The organism is Clostridiaceae bacterium (genome assembly GCA_012840395.1).
In the GTDB taxonomy this organism is placed as follows: domain Bacteria; phylum Bacillota; class Clostridia; order Acetivibrionales; family DULL01; genus DULL01.
This window is the reverse complement of sequence record DULL01000066.1, coordinates 1-14,725: the sequence shown is the minus strand read 5'-3', so window position 1 is coordinate 14,725 and position 14,725 is coordinate 1. Positions and strand designations below refer to the sequence as shown.

The 14,725-nt window shown below is 34.4% G+C and carries 16 protein-coding genes; 6 read left to right on the top strand and 10 right to left on the bottom strand.

All coding sequences use genetic code 11. The features are described from left to right. Positions 1-103: 103 nt before the first annotated feature. On the top strand, positions 104-649 hold the full coding sequence (locus GXX20_08025; GenBank protein HHW31603.1) for a cupin domain-containing protein: 546 nt from the start codon (positions 104-106) through the stop codon (positions 647-649). Between the two features lie 52 nt (positions 650-701). Here the strand turns inward: GXX20_08025 and GXX20_08020 are convergent, their stop codons facing one another. The 7 genes from GXX20_08020 to GXX20_07990 form a co-directional block, all read right to left on the bottom strand. After that, on the bottom strand, positions 702-908 hold the full coding sequence (locus tag GXX20_08020) for a hypothetical protein (protein HHW31602.1): 207 nt from the start codon (positions 906-908) through the stop codon (positions 702-704). 162 nt (positions 909-1,070) lie between these two features. Next, complete coding sequence (locus GXX20_08015; GenBank protein ID HHW31601.1) at positions 1,071-1,376, bottom strand: hypothetical protein; 306 nt, start codon at positions 1,374-1,376, stop codon at positions 1,071-1,073. A 52-nt stretch (positions 1,377-1,428) separates the two neighbouring features. Continuing rightward, positions 1,429-2,844, bottom strand: coding sequence for an MATE family efflux transporter (locus GXX20_08010; protein HHW31600.1), 1,416 nt, complete (start codon positions 2,842-2,844; stop codon positions 1,429-1,431). A 275-nt stretch (positions 2,845-3,119) separates the two neighbouring features. Then, positions 3,120-4,517: an MATE family efflux transporter gene (locus GXX20_08005; GenBank protein ID HHW31599.1), complete on the bottom strand. Its 1,398-nt coding sequence runs from the start codon at positions 4,515-4,517 to the stop codon at positions 3,120-3,122. 167 nt (positions 4,518-4,684) lie between these two features. Beyond that, on the bottom strand, positions 4,685-6,022 hold the full coding sequence (locus tag GXX20_08000) for a peptidase U34 (GenBank protein HHW31598.1): 1,338 nt from the start codon (positions 6,020-6,022) through the stop codon (positions 4,685-4,687). Between the two features lie 88 nt (positions 6,023-6,110). Further along, positions 6,111-6,263, bottom strand: coding sequence for a DUF1905 domain-containing protein (locus GXX20_07995; protein ID HHW31597.1), 153 nt, complete (start codon positions 6,261-6,263; stop codon positions 6,111-6,113). 3 nt (positions 6,264-6,266) lie between these two features. Then, on the bottom strand, positions 6,267-6,911 hold the full coding sequence (locus GXX20_07990) for a transcriptional regulator (GenBank protein HHW31596.1): 645 nt from the start codon (positions 6,909-6,911) through the stop codon (positions 6,267-6,269). A gap of 155 nt (positions 6,912-7,066) precedes the next feature. On the opposite strand from GXX20_07990, the gene GXX20_07985 reads away from it, so the two are divergent. Beyond that, positions 7,067-7,468 carry a hemerythrin family protein gene (locus tag GXX20_07985; protein HHW31595.1) on the top strand — a complete coding sequence of 134 codons (402 nt, stop codon included), beginning with the start codon at positions 7,067-7,069 and terminating at the stop codon, positions 7,466-7,468. A gap of 302 nt (positions 7,469-7,770) precedes the next feature. Here the strand turns inward: GXX20_07985 and GXX20_07980 are convergent, their stop codons facing one another. After that, positions 7,771-9,600, bottom strand: coding sequence for a heavy metal transporter (locus GXX20_07980; protein ID HHW31594.1), 1,830 nt, complete (start codon positions 9,598-9,600; stop codon positions 7,771-7,773). Positions 9,601-9,974: 374 nt separating this feature from the next. On the opposite strand from GXX20_07980, the gene GXX20_07975 reads away from it, so the two are divergent. Further along, positions 9,975-10,187 (top strand): hypothetical protein, encoded by a 213-nt coding sequence (locus tag GXX20_07975; protein ID HHW31593.1) that lies wholly within the window; start codon positions 9,975-9,977, stop codon positions 10,185-10,187. Positions 10,188-10,390: 203 nt separating this feature from the next. Here the strand turns inward: GXX20_07975 and GXX20_07970 are convergent, their stop codons facing one another. Continuing rightward, positions 10,391-11,113: an N-acetylmuramoyl-L-alanine amidase gene (locus tag GXX20_07970; protein HHW31592.1), complete on the bottom strand. Its 723-nt coding sequence runs from the start codon at positions 11,111-11,113 to the stop codon at positions 10,391-10,393. A gap of 219 nt (positions 11,114-11,332) precedes the next feature. Here GXX20_07970 and GXX20_07965 point away from each other — a divergent pair, with 219 nt between their 5' ends. Then, positions 11,333-11,701, top strand: a complete 369-nt coding sequence (locus tag GXX20_07965) for a hypothetical protein (protein HHW31591.1) — start codon at positions 11,333-11,335, stop codon at positions 11,699-11,701. Between the two features lie 220 nt (positions 11,702-11,921). Continuing rightward, on the top strand, positions 11,922-12,725 hold the full coding sequence (locus GXX20_07960; GenBank protein HHW31590.1) for a hypothetical protein: 804 nt from the start codon (positions 11,922-11,924) through the stop codon (positions 12,723-12,725). A gap of 105 nt (positions 12,726-12,830) precedes the next feature. On the opposite strand, the gene GXX20_07955 is transcribed toward GXX20_07960, so the two are convergent. Next, positions 12,831-13,784, bottom strand: coding sequence for a hypothetical protein (locus tag GXX20_07955; protein HHW31589.1), 954 nt, complete (start codon positions 13,782-13,784; stop codon positions 12,831-12,833). A 193-nt stretch (positions 13,785-13,977) separates the two neighbouring features. Between GXX20_07955 and GXX20_07950 the strand changes: the two genes are divergently transcribed. After that, complete coding sequence (locus tag GXX20_07950) at positions 13,978-14,361, top strand: DUF4183 domain-containing protein (protein ID HHW31588.1); 384 nt, start codon at positions 13,978-13,980, stop codon at positions 14,359-14,361. Positions 14,362-14,725 lie beyond the last annotated feature (364 nt).

The window sequence follows — 14,725 nt, the reverse complement described above, 5'->3', positions numbered from 1 at the left end:
TTATTTGCCAAAATATTACCAAGCCCTTAATTAATTCACCTTTTGAGTCATTATGCATATTATATTAACAAATAATAAATAGCCTGATAAAGGAATGAGTATTATGTTTAATGAATATAAAACATTTGCCGGCTATCATGACTGTAATATACCAACGCAGAACCCCTACCATGGTTATTTTTGCCCTTATTGGACTACTACTCCTACGTATATACCTGGTTATATGAAGCAGCCTATTATGTTAAGGGATTATGGTCCCAATCCTTTTGTGATTGATATTAAAGAGGCAACCTTACAGAATGAAACTTTCCGCACTGCTTTATGGACAGGAAAACATCTTCAGCTTACTTTAATGAGCATTGGTGTTGGAGAAGATATAGGCTTAGAGATTCATCCGGAACTTGACCAATTTTTGCGCGTTGAACAAGGCCAGGGACTGGTTATGATGGGTGACAGCAAAAATAATTTGAATTTTCGGCAAAGAGTTTATAGTAACTGCATAATAATCATACCGGCTGGTAAATGGCATAATGTATATAATACAGGTCGTATACCACTTAAGTTATATTCTATATATGCACCCCCAGCCCATCCCCATGGCACAGTTCATAAAACAAAACAAGATGCAGAAGAGCACCATGGGCATTAGGCTTTGGAAATAAGATTATTAATTATCTGTAACTGCCTGGAAAGCTGGTTAATCAATTTTCTTCATCGGGGTCGGCTTCATAACCGTCAGTAAACATAAGACCCTTATATTTATCGGGAGATATTATTTCTGCACAATCTCCCATATCAATAATTGTAATTTTTGTTCCTTTGGGTATGGTAACTTCCTCAACTAAATTACCATTATCATCGAATCTTTGTGCCAGAATATCTTCCATTACTTCTGTAGTAGTATACATACTCTCTGTCCTCCTCATGCTTCAACTGTTTAGCAAACTTGCTTTGCTTAAGAAAAAAGTGGGGGCTTTGTAACCCCCCACTTAACAGTAATACTATCATATATTATCTCTTGAAATTATCCTATTATTCTATAAACTATACTGTTCTGACAGAAATGAGTTTTATTTATATAGTTCCATAAACATCGGAGGCACCTTGCAAGGTTTAATCTCAATTTTTCTCCAGACATCTCCCACTACATAAGGTTCATTTTTCAACCATTCATCCAGTTCTTTTCTTGAAGGATAATCCACTACCATCATCGAACCTATCATTTTTCCGTCATCATCAAGTATTGCTGCAGCGTATAAATGCTCTCCAGCTTTAAATCTTTTTTCAATTGACTTAAGATGCTCTTCCCTGGCTTTTAGCCTTCTCTCCATAGCTTTCTCATCAGTACCATCATAAGCTATAACAATAAACTGCATACCAAATTCCTCCTAACTTATAACATACTAATATATTTAATATATAAAAATACTAATCTTCTTGGTCATTCATTTTTGCCAATTTATATACTCCTTTATGAGATTCATACTCTTTTTCCATTTTGCGCAGTTCAACGAATATCATCATTATAGCTACCGTTGCCGCAATGAAATCCGCAATGGGTCCCGCATAAATAATTCCGTTGATGCCCATAAAAATAGGGAAAATAATTATTAAAGGGAGTAAAAATAATATTTGTCTTGTCAGTGATAAGAAAATGCCTTTTTTCGGTTTTCCTATTGCTGTAAAAAATGTTGATGATATAGGTTGAATACAGTTTATGAATGTAAAAAGTAAATATATCCTGAAATATTTAACTGCAAACTGGAAATATAATTCTGAACCAGAACCAAACAAAGCCATGATCTGCCGTGGTACAAGCTGAAACAGGAAAAATGCCACCGAAGATATTATAAGTCCGCAGCGTATAGCAAGTGAATAAGCCATTTTCACCCTATCATATTGTTTTGCACCATAGTTAAAACTTGCGATAGGTTGCAGTCCCTGAGCTAGTCCTATTACGACTGAGAAAAATAACTGATTGACCTTGGTAATAATACCTGCACAAGCCAAGGGTATGGATTGACCGTAAGGAGATAAAGCTCCGTAATAAGCAAGAGATTTATTCATTGCTATCTGGACTAACATCATGGCAACTTGATTTAAAAAAGAGGCGGCACCCAAAGACATAATTCTGAAGGTATATTCCACCCTGGGAATTAAATGCTTTTTCTCTATTTTTACTGTCTTATAATGACATAGATACCAAATTGCCAGGCAGGCAGAAAATATCTGTCCTATTATTGTTGCCAGAGCAGCACCAGCCATTCCCATATTAAAACTAAAAATGAATATCGGATCTAAAATAACATTAATAATTGCACCTGACAGATTACAGAACATAGTATATTTTGGACTTCCATCCGCCCTTATCAGATGCCCTCCCCCAATAGTCAGTATTAAGAAGGGGAACCCAATAGAGGTAATACTTGTATAAGTTCTTGCATAATCCAGTACGTTCTCCGGGGAACCAAAAAAACTCATCAAAGGTGTCAGGAAAAGTTGAACAATTATACTTAAAATCGTACCGATACCGAATAGCATTACTGAAGCATTTCCAACGTAATAAACGGCTTTTTCCTTATTTCCTGCACCTAATGTAAGGTTAAATGCGGCAGCTCCTCCTATTCCGAACAATAAAGCTATTGACGTACAGGATATAGAAAGAGGAAATGCTACATTTGTAGCCGCATTTCCTAATTCACCAATGCTTCTGCCTATAAAAAACTGATCTGCAATATTATAAAGAGCACCAACAAGCATAGCAATAATACTAGGTATTGCAAATCTTTTTAATAATCTTCCTACCGGAAAATACCCTAAAGGATTTTCTTTTTTTATTTCCATACGCTTCTCACATATTACGGCTGACATGTATAACGAACCCTCGAAATTTTTTATATATACCTAAGTCTGATTAATTTTCACTTTATTATACATCACTTTTGTTTAGCAATACTTTTTTAGTATACCATTTATCAAATTCTAAGCCAAGCTTTTATGAGGAAAAACCTCAAACCTTGATTATGTATGTACTTGTCATAAATAAGAAACATTTTGATTTTAGCTCAAACAATGCCATATTTTAGAAAAATAAGAATTATAAAATTAGAAATAAGGCTTTATAATTTTGCACACTCAACTTCTGGAACGACACTATCAGCTTCTGAAACTTCACGCTTTCGAATCTGATGCCGAGCATAGAAAAAGCAACCCACCTGCCCGATTCCTGCCAGAGTCCAGGTAATGGGATAGCAGGCAAAAAGCATAATCATTGTAGGATACCAGGTGAAAAATGTAGCCAGCCAAACTATTCTCATAAGGCAGGCACCTACCAGTGTGCAAATCATAGGCGATACTGAATAACCCATCCCACGGGTTATCCCTGGAAACACGTTCATTATTCCACAAGTAAAATACGTAGTCATCATCACAACCATGCGCAACATTCCTAATTCAACAACCTCTTCACTGGATGTATAAAATCCAAGTAATTGTCTGCCAAAGAGTAAGGTTGCTCCACCAAGAATAAACCATGTTGCTAATACTAGTACAGTGCACACCTTGGCAACAGTGTCAATGCGATCGTACTTCTTCGCGCCCATATTCTGTCCGGTAAAGGTAATAGCAGCATTATAATATGCATTAAGAGGAGTGGCTACAAATCCTTCTACGTTGCTTGCAGCTGAACTGGCTGCCACCATAGTAGATCCAAATGAGTTGACAGCTGACTGAATCATTACATTGGAAATCGAAAACAACAAACTCTGCATACCTGCAGGCAGACCGATCTTTATAATATTTTTCAGCTTATAACCGTCAATATGCATACTCTGAGGTATAAACCGAATGGCACTATGGCTCCTGTAAAGACATATCATAATCAGAAATACTGAAAGATACTGGGAAATTACAGTAGCCCATGCCACACCGTCTACACTCATATGCAACACAATAACAAAGAATAGGTTAAACATAACATTCACAGTTCCTGAAATGACAAGATAGTACATGGGACGGCGGCTGTCACCTATTGCACGTAGTATGGCAGCTCCAAAGTTGTATACCATGGTCGCCGGTATACCCGTAAAGTAGATTTTCATATATAGTACTGATAAGTCTATAATATCCTCCGGGGTACCCATAATTTTCAGCATTGGTTCACAAAAAATAAAACCCATAATCATAACAATTATTCCGCAAATAATGCTGATGGCAATAGAAGTATGAACTGACCGGCTCACAGCATCTGGTTTACCAGCTCCATAATCTTGGGCTACTATTACACTGGTGCCAACAGACAAACCTATAAACAAATTGACCAAAAGATTAATTAAAGAACCTGTCGCACCCACTGCAGCCAGTGCCTTACTTCCTGAAAAGCGGCCTACAACTATCATATCGGCTGCATTGAACAGAAGCTGAAGGATGTTCATCGCCATAATAGGCAATGAAAAAATCAATATTTTACTAAACAGCGGTCCGCTGCACATATCCATTTCATTTTTTTGTAAAGCCATAAAAAATACGCTTCCTTTAAGTACTATTAAGCCAGAAGTACAAAAAGGATTATATCAGAATAATATATTTATTTCTACGGCTATTTTTTACAAAGTGAAGTGAATTAGAAGGCTTATTATTGATATTTGTCATAAAACCCGGCAAAAACAAAACATATATACTATATTTATCTAATATTATGTTTATTAAGATAAAAACGCTTGTTTACTTTTTTCCAATAATATTTGAAATAGAAATTTCCCTTTATTTTTGGTGAATTGTTTTCACAGGATTTAATTATATTTGTAATTAACTCTTCTTCTTTTGCCAATGCATAGTTCATTATTTCAATAAGCTTATTATTATCAATACCGGTATCATCTTTATTAAGATTATCAACCAAGCTTTCTAATTCTTCCTCGATTTCATTTCTTTCACTTAAGAAGGATTCCAAACTTGTAAGTCTATTTTCTAATATGTATCTGTGAGCTATCTCTCTCTTTCTCCAAAACTCAACTGCCTTATCCTGCTGCTCTTCACTAAATGTAAGATTCTCGCCAGGTATAAGCCATAAAGGTTTAAAAATGGATATGCATGGTGTTGAACTTCCAGTAACCCAATAAGTCTGAATTTTCTTACCTATGGATGCAATATAGCTTCCCGTCGTATGATCACCATAGATGAATCCTCCATGCATACAAACACTTTTTAGGGAGTGTCTTCTGAAAGAACTTTTTTCCATACTCCCGTGGTGAGCTCTAAGTATGTTTTTCATTGTTCCTACAGTAATATTCCCTTTGGCATTCTCTATAATGCTGCTGGTCGTTTTGATTCTTTCCAGCGCACCACTTAATTTTGTTATTAGAGAATCGGTATAGCATCCGGAAAAATTAAAATCCTTTTCATTCTTGCACCAGCCTTTATCTACAGCATGTTTAATGAGTTCAGGATGACTCTTATCCATTTTACTTCCAATTGTAAGGCAATTGGATATGCTTCTCACATCTGCCACTTTTTCGGCTGCCCAATACTTTCCGGCAGTTTCCAGAACCCATGCTGATTCTTTATCTGCAATCAAGAAGGAATTATGATATGTAAACTTTTTTTCGTAGCCACAGTTACCACCCTGTCCGTATCTTTCCAATAAACTAATTATCATCTCAAGGGCTTCATTACTTGTAGCACAGCGTTCCAAAGCAATACGGACCATATCCATGCCAATTAAAGCCTCTTTTCCGTATTTTTCTTTCGTAAACACTGCTTCGTTCCCTATATTTAGCCCGTATTCGTTGCAGCCCATTTCACAACCCCATATCCAGGATGGTTTTAACAGCAGTACTTCATATGTCTCTTTCGCCTGATCTATTTCAATGTATGTGCACTTTAATTTTTCTCCTGCTTTATATTTCTTCCTAGGTATTCTTATAATTATATGAGGTTCATTTGGTTGACGGTCACTGTTTTTTGCAAAAATCACAGACCCATCTTTTGTAGAATTTCCTAATGCAACAATTGTATCACACATAACTTTGCCAGCCACCAGGAATATCGGCTTTTATTCTTCGTGGCTCCTCCTTCTCAATCTTTTATAAACTCTATTATGCCAAATCCTTTTAACACAAGGGTTCACCGTCAAAAGTTACTTGGACTTTTACCCTGCCCTTACCAAGCTCCTTCTTCACATTATATGGAAATTCAACATATGCTCCATCTATGTCGGGTACTTTCTGAATAATGGCTTCATATTCGTAGACTTTTATGTTCATAATTTATACTCTCACAATCGGATGCCGGATTACGGTTTTTAGCTTATCGGGTGCAGTTTTTCGCGGATCACTAAGATAAATCTCGTGATGCTGCCTCAAACCAGACATCTCTGTTCTATACCCCTGTGATTTTATGAAGTCTTCCAGTACTGCAACAGTAGCAGGTTCATCGTCATAGGGACCAATATGCATTATCTGAGCACATAGGCCTTCTGTGAAATCCTCCAGGCGTGCTTTTGAAGTATCAATCTCCGGTTTCTTCTTTAATAAGGTTGTCTTTGCTGCTTCAAAAACTTCAGGTGTAACAAACTCAGGTTGACGGATCATCATTATCCAGCAAAATTCATTCTTCCTTCCGATAACATTGCCGTCAAAAGGTTTATCTTCTTCGAACCACCATAGTCCTTCCAGGGGCGGAACCACGTAATCGAAATACCCCTCCGGCTGAACACCGCCCATCTTGCTCATTTTTATGGAATAAGACAAACCATACAATACTTCCAAAGCTTCTTTATATGAAGCTGAAGTGTTTGGATCACCCTTTCCATCAACCATAATGAAACGCATGGTTGGCACATCAATTATACTCGGTTCATTCTTGGGTAAATACAGGTGCTTATATTCCTTCTTAAAATCAAATGCAGCCATAAAATCTCTCCTTTTTCTTCCTATTTTATATTGTCTCCGTTTTGTCTGTCAAACAGGATAATATATGCATTTGAAAATTTCCATTATTTTACTTGCAATTATAAAAAATAAATTATATAGTTCTGAATAAGCTTATACATGAAAGGAGCAGTTTTATGGCTATCAAGTGGACTTCAGATTTATCAGTCGGGGTAGAATACATTGATTCTCAGCACAAGCTGTTATTTGAAAAAGCCAATGACCTTTTTGAAGCAGGAAAAAACCGAAAATCAAAAGAAGTCATTGCCGAAATGCTTAATTTTCTGGATGAATATACTAAGCAGCATTTCAGAGACGAAGAAGCCTATATGGCAAAAATTAATTATCCTGATCTCGAACAACATAAAAAGCTTCATAAAGATTTTATAGCAGAAATTTCTAAGTTAAGGCAGGAATACCAGCAGTCTGGTGGCAATATTGTCCTGATTATAAATGCCAATCATCTGGTTAGCAACTGGTTAACCAAACATATCTCAACTATGGACAAAAAAATAGGACTTTATGTAAAAAGTTTATAGACTTTAAGCCGTAGCATATAAATATACTTTATATACTTTGCTTCGGCTTAATATCACTTCTTTCTGATATATTTTGATTATTGCCATATTGCTTCTTTTTTCTATTTCACCGTCTCACACCTTTCACTCTCATTTATTTTTTTATTTTTCTGTTTCTAAAGTCAATTATCTGTGATGAAAATTTTCTTCTCCTCCAATTTTTTTGACATAATCTTTTATATATTTCTCAAGCAAATCCGTAATATAATCTAAATTCGCTTTCTACATATATCTGATACATTTCCTGTAATACAATGTAATGTTTAATGACATGAAGGTAGTCCGCTATTATCTATAAATTCTTGTATAGCCGGAATATATTGATTTACATCATTCTTTATTGCATCAATATCAATTTCGTTAATATCGTCAACAACTTTTACATAGCCGTAGAATGTGTTATCAGCAGTACTAAAATCGAAGTCGATGTCAGGAATTAAAAGGATTTCATTATCCCCTTCCCGCATATCTATTTTGGTGTTATACTTAGGAAAAATTAGTGTTCTGCTGCTGTCATTTATTCCAATACCTTGAATATTCCATGTTGTTTCCATTCCTCTTTGTACTACCACTACTGCCGGAGAAAACCTGTTTTCTTTCATGCTTATTTCAACAAAATGTTTTCCGTCCACTATTCTTGATACAGCAATTTTGTCTGTAGGTATTTTATTATCTGACTTTTGAACACTACCACCAGTGCCGGATACATTAAAATTATTAACATCATCAACTACAGTGATTTTACTCCTGATCATACCCATCCAGCAGCTGTACCCAAATGTACCGGTTTCAGTTGGGTTAAACTCTATTATATTGTCTCCTGCCTCAAGCTTTTTGCTTGTATTAAATTTGGGTATTATTATTTTGTTATTACAGCCATTAATGTCACTATTTTGTGCCTTTATAGTCCACCTCACGGGTATACCTTTTTGAACTGTAATAGGTTCATACCTGCCTGAAGACAGCTTTGTAGTAACTATCTGAACACCGTCTTGTATTATTGCAACATTGCTGCCCTGTGTGCCGCTGTTTGCACCAAATGCTGCAGATGGGATTGAAAAGCCTGACAATGCCAGACCTCTATTTGTCATAACCACTCCAAGTATGATTATCAGCATAGCGCTTACTTTCATCATCTTATGGGTAAATTTTCCACTTAGTATTGTACTCACTGCCCCAAATCCAAACATTAAAGGCACTGTTCCAATACTAAACATAAACATGGATAATGCTCCCGCTGCGAAACTTCCGGTCCCTAAAGCATAAATCTGCATTGCCTGAAGAGGGCCGCACGGCATAAAGCCATTGAGCAATCCAACATAAAAAGGTCCATATTTTCCATTGTTATTGTGTATTTTATCGCCAAATATTTTAGGCATTCCCGGATTAAATTTCCTTAGCCATGGGAATATGTTGAGCATATTTAACCCCATTATTACCATAAATACACCAGATATAATAGCCACAATTCCCTTTGCGGCACCTGAAAAGCTTATGCTGGAACCTAAGCCTCCTACTATACCTCCGATTATTGTATAGGATATCACCCTGCCGCTGTTATAAAGCAAACTTGGTTTTAATTTTGAAAGCCTGCTGGTGTTCCCGTTGTCAACCTTATATGAAACACATTGAGAAAAATTTATTCCTCCACACATAGCTATACAATGCAGTGAAGTCAGCAATCCAACAAAAAACAGAATTCCATATCCCATTGATTGATTAATCTCAGGTATAAAGTTAAACCCCACTGTGTTCTTAACTATAATGTAGAGGGCAAACAATATAATCCCTATTCCCAACAGTTGATTGATTGACATTTTATCTTCTGCTGCTTTTTTTATATTTGGTTTTGGAATATCCGCAGCACCAGGTTTATTCTTGACTACATAATCCAGCTTTTCTATCTTTTCAATAATTTGTTCCAGCCCTATAACATTTGCATCGTAGGTAATGTAAACATTGGAACTGCTAAAAATTGCCTTGATTGCCTCTATTCCGTCAAGCTTTTTCAGAGCATTCTCTATTCTCATTTCACAGCTTGTACATGTCATACCCTCTATTTGAAGAATTTTCTTTATTAACCACTGCTCCATTCAATACCTCCTGTGCAAGGATTACTTAAATCCTATTTTTTACTCCTGCCGCTTGGCCGGTTTAGCTGACATCAGTCAAGAGAACTCTTTCCAAAGGATTATTCATTTTCTTGGTATCTCTGCCTGTCTTTTTGTAAATTCTGTTCTGAACCATTTGGGCTATTTTATCATATAATTTCGTTTCTCTTATGCCTTATTATAGTAAGTAAATGTGAAGATATTATGAAGATAAAATGAATGATTTGTAAACTGCACTACATTACTTAAACATGCAATTTATAAAAAAGAGTTTAATGTTTTATATATTGAAACCTAACTGGCTTTCTTCTATAATGATTATGTGAATTATATGGCAAATTTATGTCACGGAGGGTTTGAAATGGCTTGCAACAATACTATTAATTGCACTTGTACATATTCCTGTTCTCGACACAGCAAATGCTGTGAATGTGTCGCATACCACCGCAGATTTGGAGAAGTTCCAGGATGTTTCTTTTCTAAAGCTGGTGAAAAAACATATGATAGGTCAATTGAAAATCTCTATAGAGATTATAAGAAGAACGTTTAAGTATTCTGAGCAGTATTAGCAGTCCATTATGATCATTTATTCCATTATGATCGTTTATAATGCTATTTTGGCTGACAAAATTGGCTTAGCTTTAAGTCTATATAAACTGAGGCATAGTTTTGAATCTACTAACAATAATGTTCGAGTAACAACTCGAACATTATTATAAAAATTCGTCTTTACAACACTTCATTGGATATTTCTCTCATTGACCTATCACTGTTATCGTAGAAGATTTCTACTTCTATATAACATGGTAATAACTTCCTGCCTTGTAGCATATGCTTTTGGGTTACTTCCATCAGTAATTCCTTTTTCTATCCCCCAATTCCATGCTTCTTTTGCCCATTCATCAGGAACATTATTAACAGGTACATCAATCCAGTTCTTGTCCAAATACTCCATAATTCCTTTTGCTATCCCTGTTGCTGCCTTTTGTATAAATATATCGTCTTTCAGTAATTGTTCTTCTTCCGGATTAGAGATAAAGGCTGCTTCAACCAAGATTGCGGGCATCACAGTATATTTTAATACATAAAAATTAGCAACTTTTATACCTCTGTCATTTAGTCCCGTTATTTGTACAAGATTTCTTTGTACTGATTTCGCTAGTATTTCCGCCTCGCTGCCTTTTGTATATACATAAGTCTCTGTGCCTTTAGCTTCATTATTATTAAAGCTGTTATTATGAATGCTAACGAAATATTTTGCTTTTAAATTATTGGCAAGCTGGACTCTGGCAGCTAAATCTTCCGCTACTGTGTTGCCAAGTAGTATATCAGTTGTTCTGGTATAAGATATTTTTAAGCCCCTGTCTGCAAGCATTTTACCCACGTTTAATGCTATCTTCAGATTTACATCTTTTTCTTTTAAACCTGTGGGACCTATAGCTCCAGGATCATTTCCTCCATGTCCTGCGTCTAGTATAATATCAACATTTTCCAAATGACCACATCCTCTATAATAATAAGTTTTAAACTTTTTACTATCTTTTTTATTTATATATATATAAATTATGTAAAGTCATGAATAGTTGTTACAATGCCTTGTTTATTAAAAAGATTAAAATAATAATTATCTGTTAAAAGGCTCATATTGTATAACCATTTTCTTCAGCCTTTCATATAATGATACTGGAATTAGGTGGTCACAGAGGTGTCTATTATGGTGAAAGTTAATGAAATAGATGACGTTGGATATAAAAGTGGATGGAAGCCGGTAATACGGGAAAATGCAGATCATCTGCCCTTACCCGGTAACGTATCACTTAATCCCCACGCAAGCAAAAAAATTAATGAGAATATTAAACATCCAAAAAATGATGACAATAATTCAGCTGCCCAGTATCAGGATATGTCAGCTGTATTGTCGCAACTTGAAAACTACAATAATCAAATAAATAAAAAACTTGATGATATAATCAATGAATTAAACACCTTAATATCGCTGATTTTGGAAATGAATACTCAGAAAACTGAAGAAAAGCCTTCAAGAATAAAAAAACTTTTCAGCAGAAAATCCAGTGCTAATTAGCATCTTTGTTACTGGCAAAAGAAAATATTATGGAACCAATATATAAACCATCTCATATTATGTACTACATAATTTAATAAAGCCGATGTGAGATAACTGGTGTAAGGCAATATGGATTGTCTACAAGTCTATGTTAAGCTTACATAACAAATATCTGACATCAGCTAAATAAATCCTAGAATTATATTTATGAAATTATAAATGGAAAGGTGGTAAGTTTATGAGTGAAGCTGTAAAGCATTTTCCAAATCCGCAAGTTCTGGATATTTTTATTAAACGTATTTTGGCAAAGAAAACTTTAACACAATATCAAGTGGTATTCCAAGAAAACGTCGTAGACAATACACCTACTGGAGAAAAAGTTCCGCTTAAGATTTACATTATTAACAAGCTTGATGCAAATAATGAACCAATACCTGTAAGATGCTTAAAACTGTGCAGAAGAGTAATTCTTGAAGGATATCCTCAAAACACAATAATATGTAATTCAAAGTCAAAAGTTACCTTAAGATTCCAGTTGATATTTTTGGTGGAATATGCAGATAATACATTTGATATTCTTACACTACCAAATGATTTATCAAATAGGTCTCAGTATAATCCTAATACTACAAAAGCATTTGTTGTAGGTAGTGTTATAAACAGTCAAGGTGTTCCTCAGCTCCAGCGCCAGAACAAAGTAGTTCCATATGAAACATTAATTATCAACAGCAATGGGGTTAACGACTATCCATCATTTAATTATTCAGTAACAATACCTTTTACTGAATTTGATAATCAGCTTAGACCTTGTGAATTGGCAGACCCGACACTCCAGTCATATATATTGCTGAAGAGTCTTTCATATGATGTTGATGTCGTCGATGTAATTACTTTAGATGCAACAGATATAGTTAATAACCAGGCTGTTCAATTGTCTGTATCAGAGGTTGATTTATCAGTATCTGAAGACATAATCGACAAACTTGGAATTGACCAAGATATATTGGTACAAGGCGAACCTGAACTGGAATGTGAAGATTGATTAATGCAAAAAGATACAAATTAGTATTAAAGGATATTGTAATTAGCCATAAAAGGATGTACAAATAATAGTACATCCTTTTATGGTTGATATAAAATTTCACAACTATATAATATTCTGCATTTTCATCTTAAATCTTTCCATAATCCTGTTTGCCTTTTTATCCCGCATACCCTGAATTTTCTCCTTTAGTTTTGAATTTTCATCTGTCAATTCTTTTAAAGATTTTTCCTTTAAAGATAAATCTTCTTCAAGTTTTATTATAACTTTGTCCTGATTGTTTATTTTTTGTTTTAACTCCTTTAATTCCATATTTAATTCATTAAAACTCCTCTGTAGCTCCTGGTTGGATTCCTTAAGAGATTTTATTGTTCTCTCAGAATACTCTATTTGTTTTTCTTTACTGATCAATTTTTCCCTGAGGTCAGAATTTGTGTTGTATAAATTAACAACTTTGTTCATTGCATCACACAGACTCATTTCAGCTTTTGCCAGGCTTCCCGCAACGTCGCTGCCATATTCCTTCTCTTTCTGTTCTAATATTGGAAGTCTAGTACTATCATGAATGTTAATAATTAACTCATCCTCATGTTTTTCCGAAAAATCATTTAAAGATATAAGTTCTTCCTTCGCAAGGTAACTATCTATAAACCCTGACATAAACACAATAAACTTTTCCTGATTGGGGGATGTATCAACCTTATATTTAACCTTTTTTATATGGTTGATTAGCTTAAGGTCGGTTATATCTAGTGTGGAAGCGCCATATACATTTGCATTAATTTGAAAGGTTTTTTTCACCTTTTCTACAATAATATCATAGCTTCTTTTTGTTGTTTCACAATCTTCAAATTCATATAATAGTAGCACATCAAAAGTAATATCAATATTGATTCTTGTACTATAATAGAAGGAATAATCTTTTATATTTTTTAATTCGCAAGATATAATATTTTTCATGATTTTATTATCTTTAAGATGAACATCATACTCCTTGTGAAATAACAATTCATCCTCCAAATAATAAATACCTTTTACTATATTTGCTATTATCAGCATTTATTTGCCACACCTTTAATTTATGACACGTTAAGTTTTTTTATAATTACATTTTTAATTAATATATATAGATTATTTTTTGAAATTATGATGTAATAACGTGAATTTGACCAGTTTACCATGGAAAATCACATAAATTATGTAAAGTACATATTATAGAGTATAATAAATCAATTGCAAAGGAGGTCGGAATATGGCAGCCGCATTAATTAAACTTGTAGTCACTGCAGAAACACAAACAACTGTTTTAACTAAACCAACTGTGGAAAAATACTTTTATAAATTTGATACACAACATCTTGACGATCAAACAGGAACCTTAACTATTCCCGCAAACGCTTTTGTTGATGATCAAGGAGATTCCGTAGATAGCATTACTCCAATCAGTGAGAATAATGGATATTATTTACTGTTTATTAATGGTGCATTACAACAGGATGGCTTATATACAGTTGATACAGACGAAGAAGAAGTAGTAATTCAAGATGCAGGCAGCATTGAGGTAGATTCGCCAATTGTTTTAGTAGTAACAAACTTCCAGCCAGAAGCAAATTCTGATACTACAGTAAAAACTTAATTATTAATTATGGGTGGGCTATCTGGCACACCCTACTTTTTTTTAAGTAACTTTAAAGATTTCTTTAGAATAGAATATAGAAAAATACTTATTAAAGTTTTCCTGGAGTGAAATTGATGTCTTGCACTAGGTCATCAAAAATTATTTGTTTTCTGACTGATGAAGATGGAAACATCTTAAATCCATATAAGCCTAATGCAGTTAGTTATATTAATATAACTCCACTAAAAAACACTACTTATAATGATACCAGAAATTAAGACAGACAAAACGGCCAAAATAAGTTAGAATGGAACTATGGAAAAGAGAAGAAATTTTACACCGGAAGAAAAAGCAAAAATAGTGATTGAGGTCTTAAGGGAAG

Coding starts and splice junctions, on each gene's coding strand:
- GXX20_07955 (HHW31589.1), bottom strand. CDS start 13,784: ATGCTGATAATAGCAAATATAGTAAAAGGTATTTATTATTTGGAGGAT.
- GXX20_08000 (HHW31598.1), bottom strand. CDS start 6,022: ATGTGTGATACAATTGTTGCATTAGGAAATTCTACAAAAGATGGGTCT.
- GXX20_08025 (HHW31603.1), top strand. CDS start 104: ATGTTTAATGAATATAAAACATTTGCCGGCTATCATGACTGTAATATA.
- GXX20_08005 (HHW31599.1), bottom strand. CDS start 4,517: ATGGCTTTACAAAAAAATGAAATGGATATGTGCAGCGGACCGCTGTTT.
- GXX20_08015 (HHW31601.1), bottom strand. CDS start 1,376: ATGCAGTTTATTGTTATAGCTTATGATGGTACTGATGAGAAAGCTATG.
- GXX20_07995 (HHW31597.1), bottom strand. CDS start 6,263: ATGAACATAAAAGTCTACGAATATGAAGCCATTATTCAGAAAGTACCC.
- GXX20_07990 (HHW31596.1), bottom strand. CDS start 6,911: ATGGCTGCATTTGATTTTAAGAAGGAATATAAGCACCTGTATTTACCC.
- GXX20_08020 (HHW31602.1), bottom strand. CDS start 908: ATGTATACTACTACAGAAGTAATGGAAGATATTCTGGCACAAAGATTC.
- GXX20_07960 (HHW31590.1), top strand. CDS start 11,922: ATGAGTGAAGCTGTAAAGCATTTTCCAAATCCGCAAGTTCTGGATATT.
- GXX20_08010 (HHW31600.1), bottom strand. CDS start 2,844: ATGGAAATAAAAAAAGAAAATCCTTTAGGGTATTTTCCGGTAGGAAGA.
- GXX20_07985 (HHW31595.1), top strand. CDS start 7,067: ATGGCTATCAAGTGGACTTCAGATTTATCAGTCGGGGTAGAATACATT.
- GXX20_07965 (HHW31591.1), top strand. CDS start 11,333: ATGGTGAAAGTTAATGAAATAGATGACGTTGGATATAAAAGTGGATGG.
- GXX20_07980 (HHW31594.1), bottom strand. CDS start 9,600: ATGGAGCAGTGGTTAATAAAGAAAATTCTTCAAATAGAGGGTATGACA.
- GXX20_07950 (HHW31588.1), top strand. CDS start 13,978: ATGGCAGCCGCATTAATTAAACTTGTAGTCACTGCAGAAACACAAACA.